We start from the raw sequence: 22,803 nt of genomic DNA on the forward strand, positions 1-22,803 counted from the left end.
TGCCGCTGGTACGAAAACGAGGCAGCACATACCTGTCGCAGTCTTGACCTACCTTGCTTCCGAAGCGGTATCAAGAACTGGAGCCAGCGCTATTTCGACGTTAATTCTAAGAAAAATGAGCGTAAGGGATATTAAAACTGAATGGTATGCGGCTGTGGAATACGCAGTATTTTCGATGTTTAGTGGGATTTTGGCAGGCGCTGTCGCCTATGAGGCCATGATCCATAAAGGCTTCAGGCCAGCAAAAGCGATACTTGCTTCTGTTGTCAGCGCAGCGATTGTGGGTACCCTCTCGGGAATTATTTCATTGTTAACCATTGATTTGGATGGACAGCCACAGGCTGGAATCGTAGCCGGACTCGGAGCCGGAATCGGAGCCGTAGCCGTAGCCGGAGCCGGAGCCGTAGCCGGAGCCGGGCCCGTAGCCTTTGTTGGAGCTGGAGCCTTAGCCCTGGTCGGAGCCTTTGTCGGAGGCGGAGCCGGAGTCGGAGCAGCAGCCGGAGTTGGAGCCGGAGCCGTAACTGGAGTCGGAGTCGTAGCCGTAACTGGAGCCTCAGTCCTGGGGGGAGTCGGAGCCTTGCTTATGTTCGGCAGCTCGAAGATAACCTCAAACAACCCGTTGATCAAAGCCGGTGTCACTCTGGTGCCTGCGCTGACTTTCGCTGTTGTCAATAGTCTTTCAAACTACGCCGTTTATGGCTATCCACTGGAACAAGGCTTTTCTGAGACCGGCTCGACTCAGTGGAAAAAGTTCTATGCGCCCCTGGATTATCTCTCGACTCTGTTTAACTGACAGACTCAACGGTCAGCCACTGAATCAGCGGTGAACTCTGGCAGCTAACGCTTTGTTCAAACGCAGTTGCGTTTAATGGAAGCGACTCTGAATTGAGGCTGAATACTTCAATGTCTCGTGGGGGGCGATTGCAACTGATTGTTGGATGGGCCCTGCATTGGCTCTTTCTATGCAGTTAAAAGAGTACGACGTTTGTTGTTTATATTCCCGCGCTCAGACTTCGTTTACGATCTATATTTCCAGTTCAGTCACTGTATCTGGGAAATCACCATGAATAAGTCGTTCAACCTTTTTCCGTTACTTTTGTGTTTGCTCTATTCGATGGCAAAGGCCAGCCCCCCCTCACAAAATGATTTTGATTTTCTTGAGCCTTTTAATGACACCGCACCGGTGGCAAATGGTCTTGAGTTAACGGGAAGCATCGCTGGAGTCTCTTTGTCTACCCTGCTTAATCTGGGTATATGGTGGGGTGTCTGTAAAACGGCGGGGATAGTTTCCGGGCTTTCAGGCACACATGATCTGGCTGCATCGGATACAAAGGAGCTGGAGCAAATGAAAACAGATTTCTGTTTGCAGCTGGCTCCCGTGATTACCACCGCCGAAGTGGCACTGGCCGGACATGTGTCCCCTTGGCCCCTGGAACAGCGCTGGTGGAAACCCCTGTATTTTGCCGGTGCAGGAATGGCAGCTTATGTTGCTCCTACGAAAACGAGGGAGCATATACCTGTCGCAGTCTTGACCTACCTGGCGTCCGAAGCGTTATCAAGAACTGGAGCCAGCGCTGGTTCGGCGTTAATGCTAAGAAAAATGAACGTAAGGGATATTAATACTGAATGGTATGCGGTTGGGGAATACGCAATATTTTCTCCGATGAATGGGATTATTGCAGGGGCTGTCGCTTATGAAACCATGATCCATATAGGCTTCAGCCCAGCAAAAGCGACTCTTGCTTCTGTTATCAGCGCAGCTATTGCGGGTACCCTCTCGGGAATTGTTTCAATGCTAACAATTGATGTGGGCGGAGAGACAAACGCTGTAGTCGCAGCCATATACGGAGCCGTAGCCGGTGCCGGAGCCGGAGTTACTGCCTTTGTCGGAGCCGAAGCCGGACTCATAGCCTTAGCCGGAGCCGGAGCTGGAGCCGTAGCCGTTGCCGTAGTCGTAGCCAAAGTCGAAGCAATGGCCGCAGGCTTAGCTGGAGCCACAATCGTGGGCGGAGCCGGAGCCTTGCTTATGTTGGGCAGTTCGAAGATAACTTCAAACAACCTGCTTATCAAAGCCGCTGTCACGCTGGTGCCTGCGTTGACTTTCGCTGTTATCAATAGTCTTTCAAACTACGCCGTTTATGGCTATCCATTGGAACAAGGCCTCTCAGAGACCGGCTGGACTCAGTGGGAAAAGTTCTATGCCCCCCTGGATTATCTCTCGACTCTGTTTAACTGACAGACTCAACGGTCAGACACTGAATCAGCGTTGAATTCTGGCAGCTAATGCTTGCTCCGGTGGCTATGCCGAAGGCACAGTCTGTCGGAAGTATTTGATAGCTGCTTTATTTGTACCGCGCTATTTGCACTGCACTTTAATTTACAACGCACTTTGTAGTTAAGGATATTGTTATTCATAGCTCCTTATAGAATCTATATTTCCAGTTCAGTTACTGTATCTGGGAAATTACCATGAAAAAGTCATTCAACCTTTGTCCGTTACTTTTGTGTTTGCTCTATTCCATGGCACAGGCCAGCCCTCTCTCACAAAATGATTTTGATTTTCTTAAGCCTCTCAATGATACCGCACTGGTGGCAAACGGGCTTGAGTTAACGGGAAGCATTGCTGGAGTCTCTTTGTCTACCCTGCTCAATGTGGGTATATGGTGGGGTGTATGTAAAAGAGCAGGAATAGTTTTCGGGCATTCAAGCACACATGGTCTGACTGAATGGGATGCAAAGGAGTTGGAGAAGTTGAAAACGGATTTCTGTTTGCAGCTGGCTCCCGTGATGACCACCGCCGAAGTGGCACTGGCCGGGCATGTGTCTCCCTGGCCCCTGGTACAGCGCTGGTGGAAACCCCTGTATTTTGCCGGTGCAGGAATGGCAGCTTATGCTGCTAATGCGGAAACGAGGAAGCTCATACCTCTTGCAGTCTTGAGCTACTTCGCTTCGGAAGCGTTATCAAGAACTGGAGCCAGCGCTATTTCGGCGCTAATTCTAAGAAAAATGGGCGTAAGGGATATTTCGACGGAATGGTATGCGGCTGGGGAGTATAGAATATTGTCTCCGATTTATGGGCTTATGGCAGGGGATGTTACCTATGAAGCCATGATCCACAGAGGCTTCAGGCCAGCAAAAGCGATTCTTGCTGCTGCTGTCAGCGCAGCGATTGCGGGTACCCTCACGGGAATTATTTCGGAGTTAATAATTGATGAGGACGGACAGACAAAGGTTGGAGTCGAAGTCGGAACAGGAGCCGTAAACGGAATCGTAGCTTTAACCGGAATCGGAGCTGTAACCGGATTCGGCGTTGTATACGCAATCGGAGCTGTAAACGGAGTCGGGGCTCTACACGGAGCTGCGACCGGAGTTATAACCGGAGTCGTGGCCGGAGCCGGACTCGGAGTCGGAGTCGGAGCCTTGAACGGAGCCGGAGTGGGAGCGGGAGCCTTAGCCGGAGTCGGAATCAGTGTCTTGGGCTCAGCCTTGTGCGGAGTGGGAGTCTTGCTAATGTCGGGCAGTTCGGTGGTAGCCTCAAACAACCCGTTGATCAAAGCCAGTGTCACTCTGGTGCCTGCGTTGACTTTCGCTCTTATCAATAGTCTTTCAAACTATGCCGTTTATGGCTATCCACTGGAACAAAGCTTTTCAGAGACCGGCTGGACTCAGTGGAAAAAGTTCTATGCGCCCCTGGATTATCTCTCGACTCTGTTTAACTGACAGACTCAACTGTCAGCCACTGAATCAGCGGTGAATTCTGGCAGTTAACGCTGAGTTCAACCGCACTTGCACGTAATTGAAGCGACTCTGAATTGAGATTGAATACTTCAATGTCTCATGGGGCGGTAGCGACTGATTGTTGGATGAGCCCTGTATTGGCTCTTTCTATGAAATTAACAGTGCACGACTTTTTGTTGTTTATGGTCCCACGCTCAGGCTCCGTTTGGGATCTATAATTTCCAACTCAGTCAGCGTGTCCGGGAAACCACCATGAATAAGTCATTCAGCCTGTGTCTGTTACTTTTGTGTTTGTTTTATTCGATGGCACAGGCCAGCCTCCCCTCACAAAATGATTTTGATTTTCTTGAGCCTTTTAATGACAGCGCACTGGTGGCAAACGGGCTTGAGTTAACGAAAAGCATTGCTGGAGTCTCTCTGTCTGCGCTGCTCAATCTCGGTATATGGTGGGGTGTCTGTAAAACTGCGGGGATAGTCTCCGGGCTTTCAAGCACATCTGATCTGGCTGAATCGGATACAAAGGAGCTGGAGCATATGAAAACAGATTTCTGTTTGCAGCTGGCTCCCGTGATCACCACCGCTGAAGTGGCGCTGGCCGGACATGTGTCTCCCTGGCCTCTGGAACAGCGCTGGTGGAAACCCCTGTATTTTGCCGGTGCAGGAATGGCAGCTTATGCCGCTAGTATGAAAACGAGGGAGCACATACCTGTTGCAGTCTTGATCTACCTCGCTGGCGAAGCGTTATCAAGAACTGCAGCCAGCGCTAGTTCGGTGCTAATTCTAAGAAATATGAGAACAAGGGAGATTGCACCTGAATGGTATGCAGCTGGGGAATATGCAGTATTGTCTATTATGAATGGGGTTGTGGCAGGGGCTGTCGTCTACGAAGTCATGATCCATAAAGGCATCAGGCCAGCACAAGCGACTACTGTCTCTGTTGTCAGCGCAGCTATTGCGGGTACCCTCTCGAGAATTATTTCGGTGCTAACAATTGTTGTGGACGGACAGCTAGAGGCTGGAGTCTCAGCAGCAGCCCGAGTCGTAGCCAGTGTCTTACCCGGAGCAGGAGCCGTAGTCATCGGAGCAGGAGTCGCAGCCTTAGCCGGACTAGGAGCCAAAGACGTAGCTGTAGCCTCAGTCGGAGCTGGAGCATTAGTCGCAGTCACGGCCGTAGTCGAAGACGCAGCCTTAGTCGGAGCCGGAGCCGGAGCCTTAGCCAGACTCGGAGCCAGAGCCGAAACCCTTGCTGTAGCCTCAGTCGGAGTCATAGTCACAGCCGGAGCCGGAGCCGGAGTCGCTGCCTCAGCTGGAGCCTCAGCCTTCAACGGAGTCTCACTCTTGCTTATGTTGGGCAGTTCGAAGATAACCTCAAACAACCCGTTTATCAAAGCCGGTTTCACTCTGGTGCCTGCGTTGAGTTTCGCTTTTTTCAATAGTCTTTCAAACTACGCCGTTTATGGTCATCCACTGGAACAAAGCTTTTCAGAGACCGGCTGGACTCAGTGGAAAAAATTCTATGCGCCCCTGGATTATCTCTCGACTCTGTTTAACTGACAGACTCAACTGTCAGCCACTGAATCAGCGGTGAATTCTGGCAGCTAATGCCTGCTGCGGTGGCTGCGCCGAAGGTGCCGTCTGTTGGAAGCACTTGATAGCTGCTTTATTTGCAACGCGCTTTATTTTCACTGCACTTTGTAGATAGGGATATTGTCACGCATAGCTCCGTTTAGAATCTATATTTCCAGTTCAGTCACTGTATCTGGGAAGTCACCATGAATAAGTTATTCAACCTGTGTCCGTTACTTTTGTGTTTGCTCTATTCGATGGCACAGGCCAGCCTTACCTCAAAAAGTGATTTTGATTTTCTTGAGCCTCTTAATGACACCGTACTGGTGGCAAACGGGCTTGAGTTAACGGGAAGCATCGCTGGAGTCTCTTTGTCTACCCTGCTTAATCTGGGTATATGGTGGGGTGTCTGTAAAACAGCGGGAGTAGTCTCCGGGCTTTCAAGCACACATGATCTGGCTGAATCGGATACAAAGGAGCTGGAGCATTTGAAAACGGATTTCTGTTTGCATCTGGCTCCCGTGATAACTGCCGCCGAAGTGGCGCTGGCTGGACATGTGTCTCCCTGGCCTCTGGAGCAGCGCTGGTGGAAACCCCTGTATTTTGCAGGTGCAGGAATGGCAGCTTATGCCGCCAATACGAAATCGAGGAAACTCATACCTTACGTAGTCTCGGCCTACCTTGCGTGCGAAGCGGTATCAAGAACTGCAGCCAGCGCTATTTCGGCGTTAATTTTAAGAAAAATGAGCGTAAGGGATATTACAAATGAAAGGTATGTGACTGGGGAATACGCAGTATTGTCCATCACTAGTGGGATTATGGTAGGGGCTGTCGTCTATGAAGCCATGATCCATACAGGCTTCAGGCCGGCAAAAGTGGCTCTTGCCTCTGCTGTCAGCGCAGCGATTGCGGGTGGCCTCTCGGGAATTATTTCAGTATCAAAAATTGATGTGAGTGGACAGACAAAGGCCGGAGCCGGAGTCTTAACCGGGGCCATAGCCTATGTCTCAGCCGGTGACGGAGCGGGAGCCGGAGCGGGAGCCTTAGCCTTGGCCGGAGCCTTAGCCGGAGCTGGAGTCGGAGCTGGAGTCGGAGCCGCAGCCGGATCCTTAGCCGGATCCTTGGCCGGAGCCGGAGCCGGAGCTGGAGCCTCAGCCCTGGGCGGAGTCGGAGTCTTGCTTACGTTGGGCTGTTCGAAGATAACCTCAGACAACCCGTTTATCAGAGCCGGTGTCACTCTGGTGTCTGCGTTGACTTTCGCTGTTGTCAATAGTCTTTCAAATTACGCCGTTTATGGCTATCCACTGGAACAAAGCTTTTCAGAGACCGGCTGGACTCAGTGGAAAAAGTTCTATGCCCCCCTGGATTATCTCTCGACTCTGTTTAACTGACAGAATCAACTGTCAGCCACTGAATCAGCGGTGAATTCTGGCAGTTAACGGCTGCTGCGGTGGCTGCGCCGAAGGCGCCGTCTGTTGGAAGCATTTGATAGCTGCTTTGTTTGCAACGCGCTTTATTTTCACTGCACTTTGTAGATAAGGATATTGTCACTCATAAGCTCCGTATAGAATCTATATTTCCAGTTCAGTCACTGTATCTGGGAAATCACCATGAATAAGTTATTCAACCTGTGTCCGTTACTTTTGTGTTTGCTCTATTCGATGGCAAAGGCCAGCCCCCCCTCACAAAATGATTTTGATTTTCTTGAGCCTCTTAATGACACCGCACTGGTGGCAAACGGGCTTGAGTTAACGGGAAGCATCGCTGGAGTCTCTTTGTCTACCCTGCTCAATCTGGGTATATGGTGGGGCGTCTGTAAAACAGCGGGAATAGTTTCCGGGCTTTCAAGCACACATGATCTGGCTGAATCGGATACAAAGGAGCTGGAGCAAATGAAAACGGATTTCTGTTTGCAGCTGGCTCCCATGATCACCACCGCCGAAGTGGCGCTGGCCGGACATGTGTCTCCCTGGCCTATGGAACAGCGCTGGTGGAAACCCCTGTATTTTGTCGGTGCAGTGATGGCCGCTTATGCTGCTAATACGGATACGAGGGCACTCATACCTGTCGCAGTCTTGACCTACCTTGTGTCCGAAGCAGTATCAAGAACTGGAACCAGCGCTATTTCGGCATTAATTCTAAGAAAAATGAGCGTAAGGGATATTAAAAGTGAATGGTACGCGGCTGGGGAATACGCAATATTATCTGCGATTAATGGGGTTGTGGCAGGGACTGTCGTCTATGAGGCCATGATCCATAAAGGCTCCAGGCCAGCAAAAGTGGTGCTTGCTTCTGTTATCAGCGCAGCGATTGCGGGTAGCCTCTCGGGAATTATTTCATTGTCAATATTTGATGTGGACGGACAGATGAAGGCCGGAGCCGTAGCCTTAGCCGGAACCGGAGCCGCAGCCTCAGCCGGAAGCGCAGCTGGAGTCGGAGCCTTAGCCGGAATCGGAACCGGAGTCTTGGCTGGAGCCGGAGCCGGAACCATAGCCTTTGCCTTAGCCGGAGCCAGAGTCACCGGAGCAGCAGCTGGAGCCGGAGTCGGAGTCGGAGCCCTAAGTGGAGCCTTTGCTGGAATCACAGCCCTAAGCGGAGTAGGAGCCTTCCTTATGCTGGGCAGTTCGAAGATAACCTCGAACAACCTGTTGATCAAAGCCAGTATCACTCTGGTGCCTGCGTTGACTTTCGCGGTTATCAATAGTCTTTCAAACTACGCCGTTTATGGCTATCCACTGGAGCAAAGCTTTTCAGACACCGGCTGGACTCAGTGGAAAAAGTTCTATGCGCCCCTGGATTATCTCTCGACTCTGTTTAACTGACAGATTCAACTGTTAGTCAATGAATCAGCGGTGAATTCTGGCAGCTAACGCTGATTTCAACAGCACTTGCACGTAATTGAAGCCGCTCTGAATTGAGGCTGAATACTTCAATGTCTCATCGGTCGGTAGCAACTGATTGTTGGATGAGCACTGCATTGGCTCTTTCTATGCAATTAACAGTGTACGACATTTGTTGTTTATGATCCCGCGCGCGGGCTCCGTTTGGGATCTATATTTCCAGTTCAGTCATTGTATCTGGGAAATTACCATGAAAAAGTCATTCAGCCTATGTCCGTTACTTTTGTGTTTGCTCTACTCGATGGCACAGGCCAGCCTCCCCTCACAAAATGATTTTGGTTTTCTTGAGCCTTTTAATGACACCGCACTGGTCACAAACGGACTTGAGTTAACGGAAAGCCTTGCTGGGGTCTCTCTATCTACCCTGCTTAATCTCGGTATATGGTGGGGTGTCTGTAAAACAGCGGGAATAGTCTCCGGGCTTTCAAGCACACATGATCTGGCTGAATCGGATACAAAGGAGCTGGAGAAGTTGAAAACCGATTTCTGTTTGCAGCTGGCTCCAGTGATCACTACCGCCGAAGTGGCGCTGGTCGGACATGTGTCCCCCTGGCCCCTGGAACAGCGCTGGTGGAAGCCCCTGTATTTTGCCGGTGCAGGAATGGCAGCTTATACCGCCAATACGAAAACGAGGCAGCTCATACCTGTTGCAGTCTTGACTTACCTTGCGTCCGAAGCGGTATCAAGAGCTGGAGCCGGTGCCATTTCGGCGCTAATTCTAAGAGAAATGAGCGCAAGGGATATTGCAACTGAATGGTATGCGGCTGGGGAATACGCAATATTGTCTTTGATTAATGGGATTATGGCAGGGGCTGTCGTCTATGAATCCATGATTCAAAAAGGCTTTCGTCCAGCAAAAGCGACTCTTGCTTCTGTTGTCAGCGCAGCGATTACGGGTAGCCTCTCTGGAATTATTTCATTGCTAACCATTGACTTGGATGGACAGGCGCAGGCTGGAGTCGGAATCGAAGCCGGAATCGGAGCGGGAGTAGTAGCCTTAGGTCTGGCCTTAGTCGGAGCGGAAGCCGGAGCCGTAGCCTTAGTCGGAACCGCCGGGGCCGAACACGGAGCCTCAGCCGGAGCAGGAATCGGGGTCATAGCAGGAGCCTTGGTCGGAGCCGGAGCCGGAGCCGGAGCCAGAGCCAGAATCGGAGTTAGAGGCAGAATCTTAGGCGGAGTCATTGCTGGAGCCACAGCCCTGGGCGGAGCTGGAGCCTTGCTTACGTTGGGCAGTTCGAAGATAACCTCAAACAACCCGTTGATCAAAGCCGGTGTCACTCTGGTGCCTGCGTTGACTTTCGCTGTTGTCAATAGTCTTTCAAACTACGCCGTTTATGGCTATCCACTGGAGCAAAGCTTTTCAGACACCGGCTGGACTCAGTGGAAAAAGTTCTATGCGCCCCTGGATTATCTCTCGACTCTGTTTAACTGACAGATTCAACTGTTAGTCAATGAATCAGCGGTGAATTCTGGCAGCTAACGCTGATTTCAACAGCACTTGCACGTAATTGAAGCCGCTCTGAATTGAGGCTGAATACTTCAATGTCTCATCGGTCGGTAGCAACTGATTGTTGGATGAGCACTGCATTGGCTCTTTCTATGCAATTAACAGTGTACGACATTTGTTGTTTATGATTCCGCACGCAGGCTCCGTTTGGGATCTATATTTCCAGTTCAGTCACTGTATCTGGGAAATTACCATGAAAAAGTCATTCAGCCTATGTCCGTTACTTTTGTGTTTGCTCTACTCGATGGCACAGGCCAGCCTCCCCTCACAAAATGATTTTGGTTTTCTTGAGCCTTTTAATGACACCGCACTGGTCACAAACGGACTTGAGTTAACGGAAAGCCTTGCTGGGGTCTCTCTATCTACCCTGCTTAATCTCGGTATATGGTGGGGTGTCTGTAAAACAGCGGGAATAGTCTCCGGGCTTTCAAGCACACATGATCTGGCTGAATCGGATACAAAGGAGCTGGAGAAGTTGAAAACAGATTTCTGTTTGCAGCTGGCTCCCGTGATCACTACCGCCGAAGTGGCGCTGGTCGGACATGTGTCCCCTTGGCCCCTGGAACAGCGCTGGTGGAAACCCCTGTATTTTGCCGGTGCAGGAATGGCAGCTTATACCGCCAATACAAAAGCGAGGAAGCTCATACCTGTCGCAGTCTTGACTTACCTTGCGTCCGAAGCGGTATCAAGAGCTGGAGCCGGTGCTATTTCGACGTTAAATCTAAGAAAAATGAGCGTAGGGGATATTAAAACTGAACATTATGCGGCTGTGGAATACGCAATATTTTCTGTGACTAATGGGATTTTGGCAGGGGTTGTCGCCTTTGAGGTCATGATCCATAGAGGCTACAGGCCAGCAAAAGCGGCTCTTGCCTCTGCTGTTAGCGCAGCCATTGCGGGTAGCCTCTCTGGAATTATTTCAGTGTTAACTATTGATCTGGACGGACAGACAAAGGCCGGAGTTTTGGCAGTTGCCGGAGTCGGAGCCGGAGCCGGAGCCGGAGTCATAACCGGAATCGGAACTGTAACTTCAACCAAAATCGGATTCTTGGCTCTGGCTGGAGCCGGATCAGGAGCCATATCCATAGCTGCAACCGGAGCTGCAACCGGAGCCGTAGCCGGAACCGTAGTTGGAGGCAGAGCACGAGCAGCAGCATTACTTGTAACCTTGGCTGGAGTCTCGACTCTGGGTGGAGTTGGAGCCTTGCTTATGTTCGGCAGTTCAAAGATAACCTCAAACAACCCGTTTATCATAGCCGGTGTCACTCTGGTGCCTGCGTTGGCTTTCGCTGTTATCAATAGTCTTTCAAGCTACGCCGTTTATGGCTATCCACTGGAACAAAGCTTTTCAGAGACCGGCTGGACTCAGTGGAAAAAGTTCTATGCGCCTCTGGATTATCTCTCGACTCTTTTTAAGTGACGGATTCAACTGTCAGCCAGAGGTAAACTCAGGCAGCTAATGCCTGCTTCAGTCGCTCTGCCGGAGGCTCAGTCTATTGGAAGCATTTGATAGTTGTCTTATTTGCAACGCACTTTGTAGTTATGAACATTGTCACTCATAGCTCCGAATAGAATCTATATTTCCAGTTCAATCACTGTAGCTGGGAAGTCACCATGAATAACTCATTCAACCTATGTCCGTTACTTTTGTGCTTGCTCTATTCGATGGCACAAGCCAGCCCCCCCTCAAAAAAAGATTTTGATTTTCTTGAGCCTCTTAATGATTCCGTACTGGTGGCAAACGGGCTTGAGCTAACGGAAAGCCTTGCTGGAGTCTCTTTGTCCACCTTGCTCAATCTGGGAGTATGGTGGGGTATCTGTAAAACAGCGGGAATAGTCTCCGGGCTTTCAAGCACATATGATCTGGCTGCATCGGATACAAAGGAGCTGGAGCCGTTGAAAACAGATTTCTGTTCGCAGCTGGCTCCCGTGATCACCACTGCCGAAGTAGCGTTGGCCGGGCATGTGTCTCCCTGGCCTCTGGAACAGCGCTGGTGGAGACCCTTGTATTTTGCCGGTGCAGGAATGGCAGCTAATGCCGCTAGTACGATAAAGAGGGAGCACATGCCTGTTGTAGTCATGATCTACCTTGCTTCTGAAGCGTTAACAAGAACCGGAGCCAGCGCTATTTCAGCGCTAATTCTAAGAAAAATGAGTACAAGGGATATTGCAACCGAATGGTATTTGGCTGGGGAATATGAAATATTTTCTATGATGAATGGGATTGTGGCAGGGGCTGTCGCCTATGAAGCGATGATCCATAAAGGCTACAGGCCAGCAAAAGCGACTCTTGCTTCTGTTGTCAGCGCAGTGATTGTGGGTACTCTCTCGGGAATTATTTCAGTGCTAACAATTGATGTGGACAGACAGACAAAGACCGAAGTCATAGCAGGAGCTGGAGTCGGGGCCGTAATCTTCGTAGGAGCCGGAGCCGGAGTCGGAGCCGGAGCGACAGCCGTAGCCTCAGTCGGAGCCGCAGGGGCATTAGTCGGAGCCTTAGCCGGGGCCGGAATCGGATTCGGAATTGGAGCTGTTGCCGAAGCTGGAACTATGATCCTCGGCGGAGTCGGAGCCTTGCTTATGCTGGGCAGTTTGAAGATAACCTCAAACGACCCGTTTATCAAAGCCGGTGTCACTCTGATGCCTGCGTTGACTTTCGCGGTTGTCAACGGTCTTTCAGGCTACGTCGTTTATGGCTATTCACTGGAACAAGGCCTTTCAGAGACCGGATGGACTCAGTGGAAAAAGTTTTACGCGCCCCTGGATTATCTCTCAACTCTGTTTAACTGACAGACTCAACTGTCAGCCATCGAATCATTGGTGAACACTGGCAGCTAACGCTGAGTTCAACCGCACTTGCACGCAGTTGAAGCGACTCTGAATTGAGGCTGAATACTTCAATCTCTCATGGGGCGGTTGCAACTGATTCCTATCTGAACAGCTCGGAATGACTCCCGAGCCGTTCAAACACAATGCGATCATCGTCCAGCCTGTAGATTAACAACCAATCTGGCTCAATATGGCATTCCCGCCTGCCATTAAAATTCCCGGTTAAAAGGTGATCTTTGTGCCTGGCAGCCAGGGGCATCTGCTCTACCAGCTGGCGGGTGATAAACTTGAGTTTGTCCATATCTTTCCCCTGCTTCTTCGCTTTTTTAACATCCTTCTGAAAGCGGTTTAAAAATACGGGAATCAACACGCTTAAATATCCAGATTCTTAAACAGGTCATCCAGATCTTTGCACTCTACCAACCCTTCCCCTTTGTCGCTTTCCCCGAAAGCCTTCAAAGTCTCTTCGTTAGGAATACGCACATCAAACGGCAACCCGTTGCACAACTCAACCTGCGTATAAAAAAGCGTAATGGCCTGTGTCGTGTTCAGCCCGATCTTGCGAAACACCGCTTCAGCCTGTTTCTTCAGCTCAGGTTCCACTCTGGCTTTGACGACAGCGCTTTTGCTCATGACGGTTCCCTCTGATTATTGAATGGCGTTTTATAGTGTAGGCCAAACGGGACACAATTCAACATTCAAGAGCCTGTATACGCCCTCTGACCATGGGGTGATGTGATCGGCTTCCATCTGGTTGATGTCGAAGAACTCTTCACACTCGTTGCAGATGCCTTTCTGGCGTTCCTCAGCCGCCTATTGGTGAGATGCACAGTCTGCTGGCAGAGATGTTGCGGGGGATGAGTCGGGAAGAGCGGGAAGCGTTGCTGGGGAAGGTGGGTTGATTATTGATCACCTTGCCTGTACTTGATCAATGAGTAATTAATCGCCGGGCAGCCAACCCCTTTCTGTAACCTGCTCATAGCTCCATGGGCATTCCTTGGGAAAACTGTTTTTATTCAGCCGCTTGCTTTCTGTTTTTATGTAACGGTTTAATTCTTCCATAGCGCTTTTTTTGGCTTTGACGTAGGCTTTTTCGAGTGATTCTTGAAAGTAATTGCTCAAGTAAGGGTTTTCTTCAACGTGAAGATCAATTTCATCTCTAGGGTTGTTGATACTGGGTATCCATGACTGAAGAACTTTATCTTCCACCCAAGGGTCTTTCAGAATTCGTTTCTGATAGTCATATTTGAGCAAATGAACCAACAATATCACTAAATGAGAACATAATTCTCTGACGTCATTACCCATCTCGTGTTCCAGAGCCTCCAACAGATTGTCGATGTCCAGTTGATCGAATTGCTTAGCGGCCAACAATTCACGCTGCTGGCCTAGCCATTGGTGATAGTCAGTCTCGTACAAACTTTTCATTCTTCATCCTCCCCAGGCAGCCAGTCTTCTGTCGTGATCTGTTCAAACGTCCACGGGCATTCCTTGGGAAAACTGTTTTTGTTCATAAGGTGACGCTTGTTAGTTATAAATCGGTTCATCTGCTCTATAGCCCTTTTTTTGGCTTTAGGGTAACTGTTTGCTAAAGCCTCATCCTGCTGGGGTTGTAGGTGTGGGTGTTTTTTAATCAAGTCGTTAATGTCGTTACGTGCGTTAGAGATGCTGTCGTGCCAGCTTCTGAAATATTCTGGTTCCAGAAGCTGCGGGTTGAGTACAAACGTTTGATACTGATACTTCAAAAGATGCAATACCAAAATAACAAGATGAGACTCCAAATTTTCAACATAATTACCCATCTCGTACTCCATCGCCTCCAACAGATTGTCTAAGTCAAGCTGGTCAAATTGGCGCTGGGCCAGTAGCTCCCGTTGCTGGCCTAGCCATGCGGTGTAGTCGGTTTTGTATAAACTATCCATTGGTGATCTCCTCTTTTGTCATTCATGTAATGAGGTGATGGCCACCCCATTGTTAAGGCAGCGTTGAGACATCCCGCAAAACGCCGGACAGGTACTTATGGAGAATACTGGACACCAGTGTCTGGTATGGAATCCCTTCCCGCCGGGCCCGTGACTGAATCGCCAGCAGATCCTGTTGGGAAATGCGGATGTTAATACGCTTATCCTTTTTAAACGTCTCTCTGGCCGCCGCTTCCAGCATCGCCTTGCGCTCAGGCGTCATCACGGATTCATATTCACCCCGTTCAAGGGCATCGAGCAACGTTTGCTCCTCGTTATCCAGTGTTGTTTTTTTCATGTTCAATCTCCTAAATAGTCATGGGTAAATTTGCGGCTGGGAATCAGTGTTTTTAAAAAGTACTCCTGCTCGCTTTCCACGTAAGGCACCAACCAGACGTAACCTTGTGCATTCACCACAAAGATCCGCTCATGGGGATAGGCTTGCTGGTTAGGATGGGCGATGTCATCCAGCAGGCCGCCATTCTCTATGTGGAAAATAACTTCCTCGAAGGACCGATCCCGTTCCAGGATCAGCTGCTGATTCTTCTGGGGGTTCCAGTTAAAGCGTTTCATGAGAGAAGTATAGAGGGTGTGTGCCTTTTGTCATCAATTGGACCGGACAATCGTAACTCAGTGATTGGACTTTCTGCGATTGCACTCCCGGCAAAGCACCTGACCATTCTCCAGCTCAGTCTTGCCACCCTCTGACCAAGGGGTGATGTGGTCGGCTTCCATCTGGTCGGTATTGAAGGACTCTTCACATTGGTTGCAGATGCCTTTCTGGCCCTCATAAAGGGTGTGTTTCTGGCTGTTCGTAAAGGCTCGCAGATTCAGGTGTTTTTCATTGCCCGACAGCAATTATCCATAGACACCTTTTTTGTTGACCACATCGTCAACGGCCATCAGCCTGCCGATAACGTTTGTCACGGGGTTCATAGTAGTTGAGCACTTTGAGCCACATGTTGCCGTTTATTGGATGAGCCCTGCATGGATTCTTTCTGTGCAATTAACAGTGTGCGACTTGAATTAAATGCTCTGAACTTTTTATACAATAAGGAACTGAACGGAGTGCCTTAAACTCAGGCACCCTGAAATATCAAAAGCTTTTGACATTGGAAAGGTTAGGCTTGGCGTCCTTATTCTCTTTATAGATAAGAGCAATGTTGCCAATGGTTTGAATCAGTTCTGCATGAGTCCGGTTGCACAGCTCGGTAATGGCTTCTTTCTTGATTTCACGATCGCCTAAGGCAAACTTTACCTTGATCAGCTCGTGATCGTGCAGGGCACGCACTGTCTCTTCAATAACACCATCACTCAGACCGTTGCCCGCTACCATTACGACAGGTTTCAGCTTGTGACCGAGGGAACGGAAGTGTCTCTTTTTTTCAGAACTAATGCTCATGATTTCAGAATCCTGAGGCTGAATATTCAGTAAGCCGATTGCCTACAGCCATGACAACCGGGCAACAGGTTCCTGGTGGGCGATAAAACAAGGTTGTATATCACATACCTCAGTCGGGGGCTCGCTTCCCGGTTTTTGTTAAGATTGGGAAAGACCGGCTTGGAAACTGTTGATCAAAAGTTCATCATTGTACTTTATTCTCTATGGCTCACAAGTCCAAGAGTCATGAATAAAGTTTTTAAGGTAGATAGTGTAAGGTAGAAATGGCCAGATCCAAAAGCAGTGCCCGCTGGCTACAGGAGCACTTTGAAGACGAATATGTTAAACGCTCACAAGAAGACGGCTACCGTTCCCGGGCCAGCTACAAGCTGATCGAGATTCAGGAGAAGGACAAGCTGATCAAGCCGGGGATGAAAGTGGTTGATCTGGGTGCGGCTCCGGGCGGCTGGTCCCAGGTAGCTATCGAGATGGTAGGTGATAACGGTCGTGTGGTGGCTTCAGACATTCTTCCCATGAACCCCATTGCCGGGGTTGACTTTGTTCAGGGCGACTTTACCGAGGACGCTGTACTGGAAAAAATCCTTGAAACTATCGGCAGTGACAAAGTAGACCTTGTAATTTCAGATATGGCCCCCAATATGAGTGGTACGCTGGCCGTTGATCAGCCCAGAGCTATGTATCTGGCTGAGCTGGCTCTGGATCTGGCCAGGCAGGTGCTGAAGAAAAACGGCTCTTTCCTGACCAAAGCATTTCAGGGGGAAGGGTATCAGGAGTATCACAAGGACATGAAAACCTCATTCCAGAAAGTGATTACCCGCAAACCAGGCTCTTCAAGGGCAAGGTCCAGAGAGGTGTTTTTGTTGGCCAGAAATTTTGTATCCTGAGAACATTTACTTAACCGGGATGTTGGAGTGTTCTGATTGTTCAAGGGGGGATGGTTAAGCGCTATCGAATCTTGACAGAAACCTGACAACCCGTCAGGTAAACCAGAAAAACCTTGTCGCAGCGCAGTTTAAAGCAGACCTGCCGGTATTATAGATTTTTTCTATCTGCCCAATAGCCAGCTGATGACTGTCCCCCTCTCTGCCATTCGTGTATGGTAGGAGGTGCGAATTAACCATACGAGAGAGCAGAGCCGGTAATTATGCCCTTTAAAACCGTTCGCCACAGGCTTCAGTACGCTCAAGTGAGGGTAGCCCTTTGAATGATATGGCAAAAAACTTGATTTTATGGGTCATCATTGCCCTGGTGCTGTTGACCGTATTCAAAAACTTCGATGGAATGCAGTCCTCTACCCAGAAGCTCAGTTATTCTGACTTCATCAGTGCGGTAGAAAATCGTCAAGTCAGCAAAGTAGTGATTGACGGATTTACTATTACCGGACTCATGAACAGCAGTGAGCGTTTTGAGACCAACCTGCCCCCGGCAGTGCCCGATAATCAGTTGATGGACGAGCTGCTGCGCGGCAACGTTCAAATCGAATCCAAGCCTATTGAAAAGCAAAGCATCTGGACACAGTTGCTGGTTGCCAGTTTCCCGATTCTGGTGATTCTTGCTGTCTTCATGTTCTTTATGCGACAGATGCAGGGTGGCGGCGGTGGCCGTGGTGGCCCGATGAGCTTTGGCAAGAGTAAAGCCAGGCTGCTGTCGGAAGATCAGATCAAGACCACTTTTGCTGATGTGGCAGGTGTTGAAGAAGCCAAGGAAGACGTACAGGAGCTGGTAGATTTTCTGAAAGATCCGGGCAAGTTCCAGCGTCTGGGTGGCCGCATTCCTCGTGGCGTGCTGATGGTAGGTCCTCCTGGTACAGGTAAAACCCTGCTGGCCAAGGCTATTGCCGGTGAAGCCAAGGTGCCTTTCTTCACCATTTCTGGCTCCGACTTTGTTGAAATGTTTGTGGGTGTGGGTGCTTCCCGTGTCAGAGACATGTTCGAACAAGCTAAAAAGCAGGCACCATGCATTATCTTCATTGACGAGATTGATGCAGTGGGTCGTCACCGTGGTGCTGGCATGGGCGGTGGTCATGATGAGCGTGAACAAACACTTAACCAGCTGCTGGTAGAGATGGATGGTTTTGAAGCAAACGACGGTATCATCGTAATTGCTGCAACCAACCGTCCAGATGTACTGGATCCGGCGCTTCTGCGTCCCGGCCGTTTTGACCGTCAGGTTGTGGTGGGTCTGCCAGACATCCGAGGACGTGAACAGATTCTGAAAGTACACATGCGCAAGGTACCTATTGGGGATGACGTTGAGCCTGCAGTGATTGCTCGTGGTACTCCGGGTTTCTCCGGTGCCGATCTTTCTAATCTGGTGAACGAAGCGGCATTGTTTTCTGCCCGCGCCAACAAGCGCACGGTGGGTATGCACGAGTTCGATCTTGCTAAAGATAAAATCATGATGGGTGCTGAGCGCAAGTCCATGGTGATGAGCGAGAAAGAAAAACGTAATACGGCCTATCATGAAGCTGGTCACGCTATTGTTGGCCGTCTGGTGCCTGACCACGATCCGGTATACAAGGTCAGTATTATTCCTCGTGGTCGTGCATTGGGTGTCACCATGTTCCTGCCTGAGGAAGATCGTTATAGCCAGAGTAAAGAAGCTCTGATGAGTCAGATCTGTTCACTCTTTGGTGGTCGCATCGCTGAAGAAATGACGCTGGGTAAAGCGGGCGTCACCACCGGTGCATCCAACGATATTCAGCGTGCAACCCAGATTGCCAGAAATATGGTGACCAAATGGGGGCTGTCCGAGAAGCTGGGACCTCTTCAGTATGATGATGAAGAAGGCGAGGTATTCCTGGGCAAGAACTACGGCAGTGGCGGCGGACGCATGAATGTGTCTGGCGAAACCGCCAAGATGATCGACGAAGAAGTGCGTAGCATCATTGATGAGTGCTATAACACTGCTGAGCGACTTCTCAAGGAAAACCGCGATAAGCTGGACCTGATGTCAGATGCGTTGATGCAGTATGAAACCATTGATACTGATCAGATTGATGACATTATGTCAGGCAAGAAGCCTCGTCCACCTAAGGAGTCTTCTGGTTCCTCATCTAACGGTGACGGTGATGCAGGTATCAAGGCGGAAGAGGCTCCTGAAGCATCTGAGCCAAAAGTTGCCGACAGCGATGATGATAAGAAAGGACCTATCGGTGGGCCTGCTGGCGAACACTGATCCCTTCTGACAAAACAAAAAAGGCAGGATTGTTATCCTGCCTTTTTTGTATGATTTGTCCCGTCCTGAAATAAGTTGACAATGTGGAGACTTATTATGGACATCCCACCAGCCATGATTGCCGATCAGTTTTGCCGGTGAAGAGGTTGATAATGCGGTTGGCTGTGTGGCGCAGAATAATTAGCTTATATAGCGATGCATAAATTCTTGGCTATTCTCTCTTTGTACTACGAATAATGATATTGGCCAATGGCGTTCCTTTATTTTTCCAGAACAGAAAGTCAGCACAGGCTGCTGACGTTTTCTATCAAACAAAGAGGGCGAAGTTGGTATTATTGACTAAGTTATGAGAGAAATTGGTGCATTATTACCACTCATTCATAGCCTTAATAGCGTTTGTTTTTTCACAAGCCACGGTGGTTATGCAGTTGTGCTATTCCTCAACCATCATTGAACGGCATAATCCTCACGGGCACAGGGTTCGGATTGAGGTTAATGATGGTGAAGATCTGCAGGATGTGAGTCAGTGGCAATTAAGTTTGCTGCTTCCGGAAGGTTTCAATGACCGAAACAGCATCCTTTGCTTTAAGGCTCCCGTGGCGCCGACAGACTCGAACAGTATCACAATATTAGTTACGAACGACCTGAACAACCATTGCTATCAGCTAGTGATAACGACGGAGGAACAGATACCCGCCTTCCAATATACCTCACAGCGTGTTTCTGAAAACGGCACGCTTGTTCGCTTAAAATCCACGACGGCAGACAGACCAGAGCTTATTTCTGTAGCCATCGATCCACTCCTGAATGGCAAACCCCGTGCTACCTCACTGACCCTTCTGGCCTACTCCAACAACATTAGGAGTGGGATGGAAACCGGGCAAGCCCGGAATAACAGATTGATAGGAGGCAAACTCGCTGGTATTGCCGATTTTCCCAGCGGCGGGAACGGGGTAGGGTCTATCCGCTCCCACCCCCCGCTCTTGAGTGGTGGCATGTCATCGGGATCATTCGAAACAGACCTGATTATCCTCAAATCTCTCATCACATGGCTGAGGTCCACAGGTAAGGATTCTACTTCATTTGAGGAACAGTTATCCCCGGCACGTATGAAAATTACACGCGTTAATGCTGATGGCTCTTCCAGCGAAGCTGCTATCCCCGTTGGCTGCCTTGACTTCCTCGATATTCGACAACTGACCGATGTTGATTTCTGGAATACTCTCTTCCAGCGTGCTGTCACTTCTTGTCCAGCCAGTGAAAGCCTTCAGTGGCAGCTTGGCTGTTTCAAACTGCTTCTAGAGCGTACCGTCTTCAAGACCAACCATGGCGGTGGTCTGAAGGCAGGTAATGGGGATGGAAAATCCTCTGGTAGCGCACCCAATGCAAAACCAAAGAACGAAAATAACGACCATCAAAAGGAGCAAAGAGGAGAACCTGAAGGCCAGGAGAACCCATCACCTGGAGAAGGCAGTGAAGGCAGTGGGAATGGCAATAACAGAAAAGACGACGATGGAGAGAAGAGTGAAAAAAATGCTACGGCTCAAGACATTAAGGTAATTGCGAGTCGGCTTGTAGCCATCATTGAAAGCGAGGATCGCGATGCAGTTTTTAAACTGAGGCAAATACTGGATGAGCTGAATATGCCTCAGCGTTTGCAAGTTTTGGAAACAAAAAGCACAAACACCAGAGGTGATCCCCTCACTCCTCTTGAGGCGGTACTGGAACTGCAGCGTTCTTCCCGTGAGAATTCATTGCGCAACCGATTTATCGAGCAGCTGATAGAAGCTACAAGCGATAAAAAACAGACTTTGAATGATCTTGGCATTCTGTCTTCACTTCAACCGATCATTTCAGCTGACGAGGCGCAACCCAGAGTTGGCGAAAACAACCTGGTGATTTTGCATAAGATTGTTCAGGACATCATCCTTAAGGTCAATCAGCCTGGCCAGCAGTCGCCAATAGGACAATTTGAAAAATGTTGCTTTGCTGAATATTTTGTTCAATTGTTCCTGCGCTATTCAAATCCGGTTGAACTTATTCGTAATTTGTTAGGGGAAATATCAGATTCAGTCATAAGTCGCGATATTATGGTTTATGCACAATTATTTACATTTTCTACTTCTTTGTCAGGTACCTTTAGACGATTTGATCAGCACCCGTCGTCCCGTGAATTAATACACTTTACAGATAAACTGTGTATGCAGATGCAATCTTGTTCTTTACCACAAGAGACTGTAATCAGTAATAGCGATAACACCTCCAACGAAATAATTGCCGGCAATGCAAATACATTCACCGATCCCGTTCGGCAAGTTGATAGCTACAGAAGTGCCTCTGGCTTTGCTGGAAGTTCCTCTGAATCACCATCTGATAAATACTTACAGCAGGGGGCAAGGCCAAAGAAGCAGCCTAACCTTGCTGATAATGAAGACGGCAGGCCCGACGATCATGGGTCTGAAAATTTGAATCGTGATTTGAATAAGTTAGAACGTATTGTAGGTAAGTATCATAGTCTTATAAAAGACATTGAGCCGAAAAGAAGCGCTAAGGAAAAAGAAAGGAAAAAAAGACAGCATATAGAAAGGCAACAGGCTGAAGAGTTAACTGAAAAGGTTCAAAGGTTAACAATAGAGAATCAAAATCTAACTGCAGATGATCAGAGGTTTTGGGGACGGGTGGCCTGTTTAGAGACTGAAAATCAGCGCTTAAGGGAGCATATCGAAAAGGTGGAGGATGAACTCAGAAAGCAACAAGAATTAGTAGAGTTTATGATCCATCAAGCACTCCAGCAGTTGACAGCGGCTATCTCGGCGATGTCAGATAATGGCCCGGGGCATTTTACTTCTTGCCAGCAGTCGAGTCCTTATAATCTGGGGGCAAACCCATTGGATGAGGAGTTACCGCTGCCTCAGCAAGAAACCCTGCAGCCATTGTGCGAACATTACCATAGGCGCTGCCTTGTGAGATTTAATTGCTGCGGCCTTTATTTCCCCTGCCATAGATGTCATAACGAAAACGATAGATGCCAAACGACAAACTCCAGTGGTGTTGATGCAACACACCTCCTGTGTATTCTCTGTAAATACAAAGGGGAAATTACGGAAGGCTCCCAGATATGCCCGGAATGTAACGAGCGTATGTCGGACTTTTACTGTGCAAAGTGCAAGCTCTTCACCGCAGCAGTGCTAAACCCATTCCACTGTGATAAATGCGGCATTTGTCGAATATACGAAGATAAAACCTATCACTGTGATGTTTGCAATGTCTGCCTGGATAAAAGGTTGAAAGGTGATCATATATGCCGACCCGATTCAGGACACGATGAGTGCTGCATCTGTCTGGAAGACGTCTTTACCGGTTGCCTGATACTCCCCTGCTCCCACAAAGTCCATAAGGAATGTGGCGTGGCAATGATTGAAAACAGGGTAAGAAGCTGCCCGGTGTGCAGGTATCCCCTCAATTGACATCCTCTCGCCCCTGAAGGAGCGAGATTCCCGTTAGTCACCTAACAGGAATCCCCGTCCTTTAGAGGGTGTCAATTACACAAGCTCTGAAGCTTTGACAACAAAAAGCTCTTATCAATTCCCCTGTGTTAAAGCCCGGGCATCCGGGATGTTCAAGGAAAGCCAAATTTATCAGTAAATTTCCTTTATGAATGGGTGATAACTGAATAGGAATCATCTAATCGATTGGGTGAAAGTCCCATACCTGAATCCGTGA

At 49.1% G+C, this 22,803-nt stretch carries 21 protein-coding genes; 12 read left to right on the top strand and 9 right to left on the bottom strand.

Annotated elements, in window-relative coordinates; all coding sequences use genetic code 11:
* From KBW69_RS08900 to KBW69_RS08945, 9 genes are all read left to right on the top strand, one after another.
* Window positions 1-793, top strand: a 793-nt coding sequence (locus tag KBW69_RS08900) for a hypothetical protein (protein WP_257280650.1), incomplete at its 5' end; no start/stop codon positions are given.
* Window positions 794-1,063: 270 nt separating this feature from the next.
* The gene (locus tag KBW69_RS08905; protein WP_257280651.1) at window positions 1,064-2,236 is read left to right on the top strand and encodes a hypothetical protein; all 1,173 of its coding nucleotides are present in this window, start codon (window positions 1,064-1,066) and stop codon (window positions 2,234-2,236) included.
* Window positions 2,237-2,469: 233 nt separating this feature from the next.
* Window positions 2,470-3,720 carry a hypothetical protein gene (locus KBW69_RS08910; protein ID WP_257280652.1) on the top strand — a complete coding sequence of 417 codons (1,251 nt, stop codon included), beginning with the start codon at window positions 2,470-2,472 and terminating at the stop codon, window positions 3,718-3,720.
* Between the two features lie 270 nt (window positions 3,721-3,990).
* On the top strand, window positions 3,991-5,292 hold the full coding sequence (locus KBW69_RS08915) for a hypothetical protein (protein WP_257280653.1): 1,302 nt from the start codon (window positions 3,991-3,993) through the stop codon (window positions 5,290-5,292).
* Between the two features lie 218 nt (window positions 5,293-5,510).
* Window positions 5,511-6,695 (top strand): hypothetical protein, encoded by a 1,185-nt coding sequence (locus tag KBW69_RS08920; protein ID WP_257280701.1) that lies wholly within the window; start codon window positions 5,511-5,513, stop codon window positions 6,693-6,695.
* A 219-nt stretch (window positions 6,696-6,914) separates the two neighbouring features.
* Entirely contained in the window at window positions 6,915-8,126 is a 1,212-nt protein-coding gene (locus tag KBW69_RS23475; protein ID WP_306674525.1) for a hypothetical protein, read from the top strand.
* A 268-nt stretch (window positions 8,127-8,394) separates the two neighbouring features.
* On the top strand, window positions 8,395-9,636 hold the full coding sequence (locus KBW69_RS08935; protein WP_257280655.1) for a hypothetical protein: 1,242 nt from the start codon (window positions 8,395-8,397) through the stop codon (window positions 9,634-9,636).
* Window positions 9,637-9,904: 268 nt separating this feature from the next.
* Window positions 9,905-11,131 (top strand): hypothetical protein, encoded by a 1,227-nt coding sequence (locus tag KBW69_RS08940; RefSeq protein WP_257280656.1) that lies wholly within the window; start codon window positions 9,905-9,907, stop codon window positions 11,129-11,131.
* Window positions 11,132-11,325: 194 nt separating this feature from the next.
* Window positions 11,326-12,501 (top strand): hypothetical protein, encoded by a 1,176-nt coding sequence (locus KBW69_RS08945; RefSeq protein ID WP_257253688.1) that lies wholly within the window; start codon window positions 11,326-11,328, stop codon window positions 12,499-12,501.
* Between the two features lie 139 nt (window positions 12,502-12,640).
* On the opposite strand, the gene KBW69_RS08950 is transcribed toward KBW69_RS08945, so the two are convergent.
* From KBW69_RS08950 to yhbY, 9 genes are all read right to left on the bottom strand, one after another.
* Window positions 12,641-12,910, bottom strand: a complete 270-nt coding sequence (locus tag KBW69_RS08950; protein ID WP_257253690.1) for a type II toxin-antitoxin system YafQ family toxin — start codon at window positions 12,908-12,910, stop codon at window positions 12,641-12,643.
* A 2-nt stretch (window positions 12,911-12,912) separates the two neighbouring features.
* Window positions 12,913-13,173: a type II toxin-antitoxin system RelB/DinJ family antitoxin gene (locus tag KBW69_RS08955; protein WP_257280657.1), complete on the bottom strand. Its 261-nt coding sequence runs from the start codon at window positions 13,171-13,173 to the stop codon at window positions 12,913-12,915.
* 30 nt (window positions 13,174-13,203) lie between these two features.
* Window positions 13,204-13,329, bottom strand: coding sequence for an HNH endonuclease (locus tag KBW69_RS23705; RefSeq protein ID WP_368736449.1), 126 nt, complete (start codon window positions 13,327-13,329; stop codon window positions 13,204-13,206).
* Window positions 13,330-13,479: 150 nt separating this feature from the next.
* Window positions 13,480-13,968: a DUF29 domain-containing protein gene (locus KBW69_RS08960; protein ID WP_257253693.1), complete on the bottom strand. Its 489-nt coding sequence runs from the start codon at window positions 13,966-13,968 to the stop codon at window positions 13,480-13,482.
* Window positions 13,965-14,462, bottom strand: coding sequence for a DUF29 domain-containing protein (locus tag KBW69_RS08965; RefSeq protein ID WP_257280658.1), 498 nt, complete (start codon window positions 14,460-14,462; stop codon window positions 13,965-13,967). The genes KBW69_RS08960 and KBW69_RS08965 overlap by 4 nt, the downstream gene beginning before the upstream one ends.
* A gap of 52 nt (window positions 14,463-14,514) precedes the next feature.
* Window positions 14,515-14,799, bottom strand: coding sequence for a CopG family antitoxin (locus KBW69_RS08970; RefSeq protein WP_257280659.1), 285 nt, complete (start codon window positions 14,797-14,799; stop codon window positions 14,515-14,517).
* Between the two features lie 2 nt (window positions 14,800-14,801).
* Window positions 14,802-15,074 carry a hypothetical protein gene (locus tag KBW69_RS08975; RefSeq protein ID WP_257253698.1) on the bottom strand — a complete coding sequence of 91 codons (273 nt, stop codon included), beginning with the start codon at window positions 15,072-15,074 and terminating at the stop codon, window positions 14,802-14,804.
* 57 nt (window positions 15,075-15,131) lie between these two features.
* On the bottom strand, window positions 15,132-15,359 hold the full coding sequence (locus KBW69_RS08980; protein WP_257280660.1) for an HNH endonuclease: 228 nt from the start codon (window positions 15,357-15,359) through the stop codon (window positions 15,132-15,134).
* Window positions 15,360-15,597: 238 nt separating this feature from the next.
* Complete coding sequence (gene yhbY, locus KBW69_RS08985) at window positions 15,598-15,903, bottom strand: ribosome assembly RNA-binding protein YhbY (RefSeq protein ID WP_257280661.1); 306 nt, start codon at window positions 15,901-15,903, stop codon at window positions 15,598-15,600.
* A gap of 263 nt (window positions 15,904-16,166) precedes the next feature.
* Here yhbY and rlmE point away from each other — a divergent pair, with 263 nt between their 5' ends.
* From rlmE to KBW69_RS23710, 3 genes are all read left to right on the top strand, one after another.
* Window positions 16,167-16,787 (top strand): 23S rRNA (uridine(2552)-2'-O)-methyltransferase RlmE, encoded by a 621-nt coding sequence (rlmE, locus tag KBW69_RS08990; RefSeq protein WP_257280662.1) that lies wholly within the window; start codon window positions 16,167-16,169, stop codon window positions 16,785-16,787.
* A 325-nt stretch (window positions 16,788-17,112) separates the two neighbouring features.
* Entirely contained in the window at window positions 17,113-19,080 is a 1,968-nt protein-coding gene (gene ftsH, locus KBW69_RS08995; protein ID WP_257254766.1) for an ATP-dependent zinc metalloprotease FtsH, read from the top strand.
* Window positions 19,081-19,439: 359 nt separating this feature from the next.
* Window positions 19,440-22,547, top strand: coding sequence for a CHY zinc finger protein (locus KBW69_RS23710; protein WP_257280663.1), 3,108 nt, complete (start codon window positions 19,440-19,442; stop codon window positions 22,545-22,547).
* The last annotated feature ends 256 nt before the right edge of the window (window positions 22,548-22,803 follow it).

This window comes from Endozoicomonas sp. ISHI1, assembly GCF_024606225.1.
Classification (GTDB): Bacteria; Pseudomonadota; Gammaproteobacteria; order Pseudomonadales; family Endozoicomonadaceae; genus Endozoicomonas_A.

Bases quoted from the DNA above. Each gene is read 5' to 3' on its own strand.
- KBW69_RS08905 (WP_257280651.1), top strand. From the start codon at position 1,064: ATGAATAAGTCGTTCAACCTTTTTCCGTTACTTTTGTGTTTGCTCTAT.
- KBW69_RS08910 (WP_257280652.1), top strand. From the start codon at position 2,470: ATGAAAAAGTCATTCAACCTTTGTCCGTTACTTTTGTGTTTGCTCTAT.
- KBW69_RS08915 (WP_257280653.1), top strand. From the start codon at position 3,991: ATGAATAAGTCATTCAGCCTGTGTCTGTTACTTTTGTGTTTGTTTTAT.
- KBW69_RS08920 (WP_257280701.1), top strand. From the start codon at position 5,511: ATGAATAAGTTATTCAACCTGTGTCCGTTACTTTTGTGTTTGCTCTAT.
- KBW69_RS23475 (WP_306674525.1), top strand. From the start codon at position 6,915: ATGAATAAGTTATTCAACCTGTGTCCGTTACTTTTGTGTTTGCTCTAT.
- KBW69_RS08935 (WP_257280655.1), top strand. From the start codon at position 8,395: ATGAAAAAGTCATTCAGCCTATGTCCGTTACTTTTGTGTTTGCTCTAC.
- KBW69_RS08940 (WP_257280656.1), top strand. From the start codon at position 9,905: ATGAAAAAGTCATTCAGCCTATGTCCGTTACTTTTGTGTTTGCTCTAC.
- KBW69_RS08945 (WP_257253688.1), top strand. From the start codon at position 11,326: ATGAATAACTCATTCAACCTATGTCCGTTACTTTTGTGCTTGCTCTAT.
- KBW69_RS08955 (WP_257280657.1), bottom strand. From the start codon at position 13,173: ATGAGCAAAAGCGCTGTCGTCAAAGCCAGAGTGGAACCTGAGCTGAAG.
- KBW69_RS08960 (WP_257253693.1), bottom strand. From the start codon at position 13,968: ATGAAAAGTTTGTACGAGACTGACTATCACCAATGGCTAGGCCAGCAG.
- KBW69_RS08965 (WP_257280658.1), bottom strand. From the start codon at position 14,462: ATGGATAGTTTATACAAAACCGACTACACCGCATGGCTAGGCCAGCAA.
- KBW69_RS08970 (WP_257280659.1), bottom strand. From the start codon at position 14,799: ATGAAAAAAACAACACTGGATAACGAGGAGCAAACGTTGCTCGATGCC.
- KBW69_RS08975 (WP_257253698.1), bottom strand. From the start codon at position 15,074: ATGAAACGCTTTAACTGGAACCCCCAGAAGAATCAGCAGCTGATCCTG.
- yhbY (WP_257280661.1), bottom strand. From the start codon at position 15,903: ATGAGCATTAGTTCTGAAAAAAAGAGACACTTCCGTTCCCTCGGTCAC.
- rlmE (WP_257280662.1), top strand. From the start codon at position 16,167: ATGGCCAGATCCAAAAGCAGTGCCCGCTGGCTACAGGAGCACTTTGAA.
- ftsH (WP_257254766.1), top strand. From the start codon at position 17,113: ATGGCAAAAAACTTGATTTTATGGGTCATCATTGCCCTGGTGCTGTTG.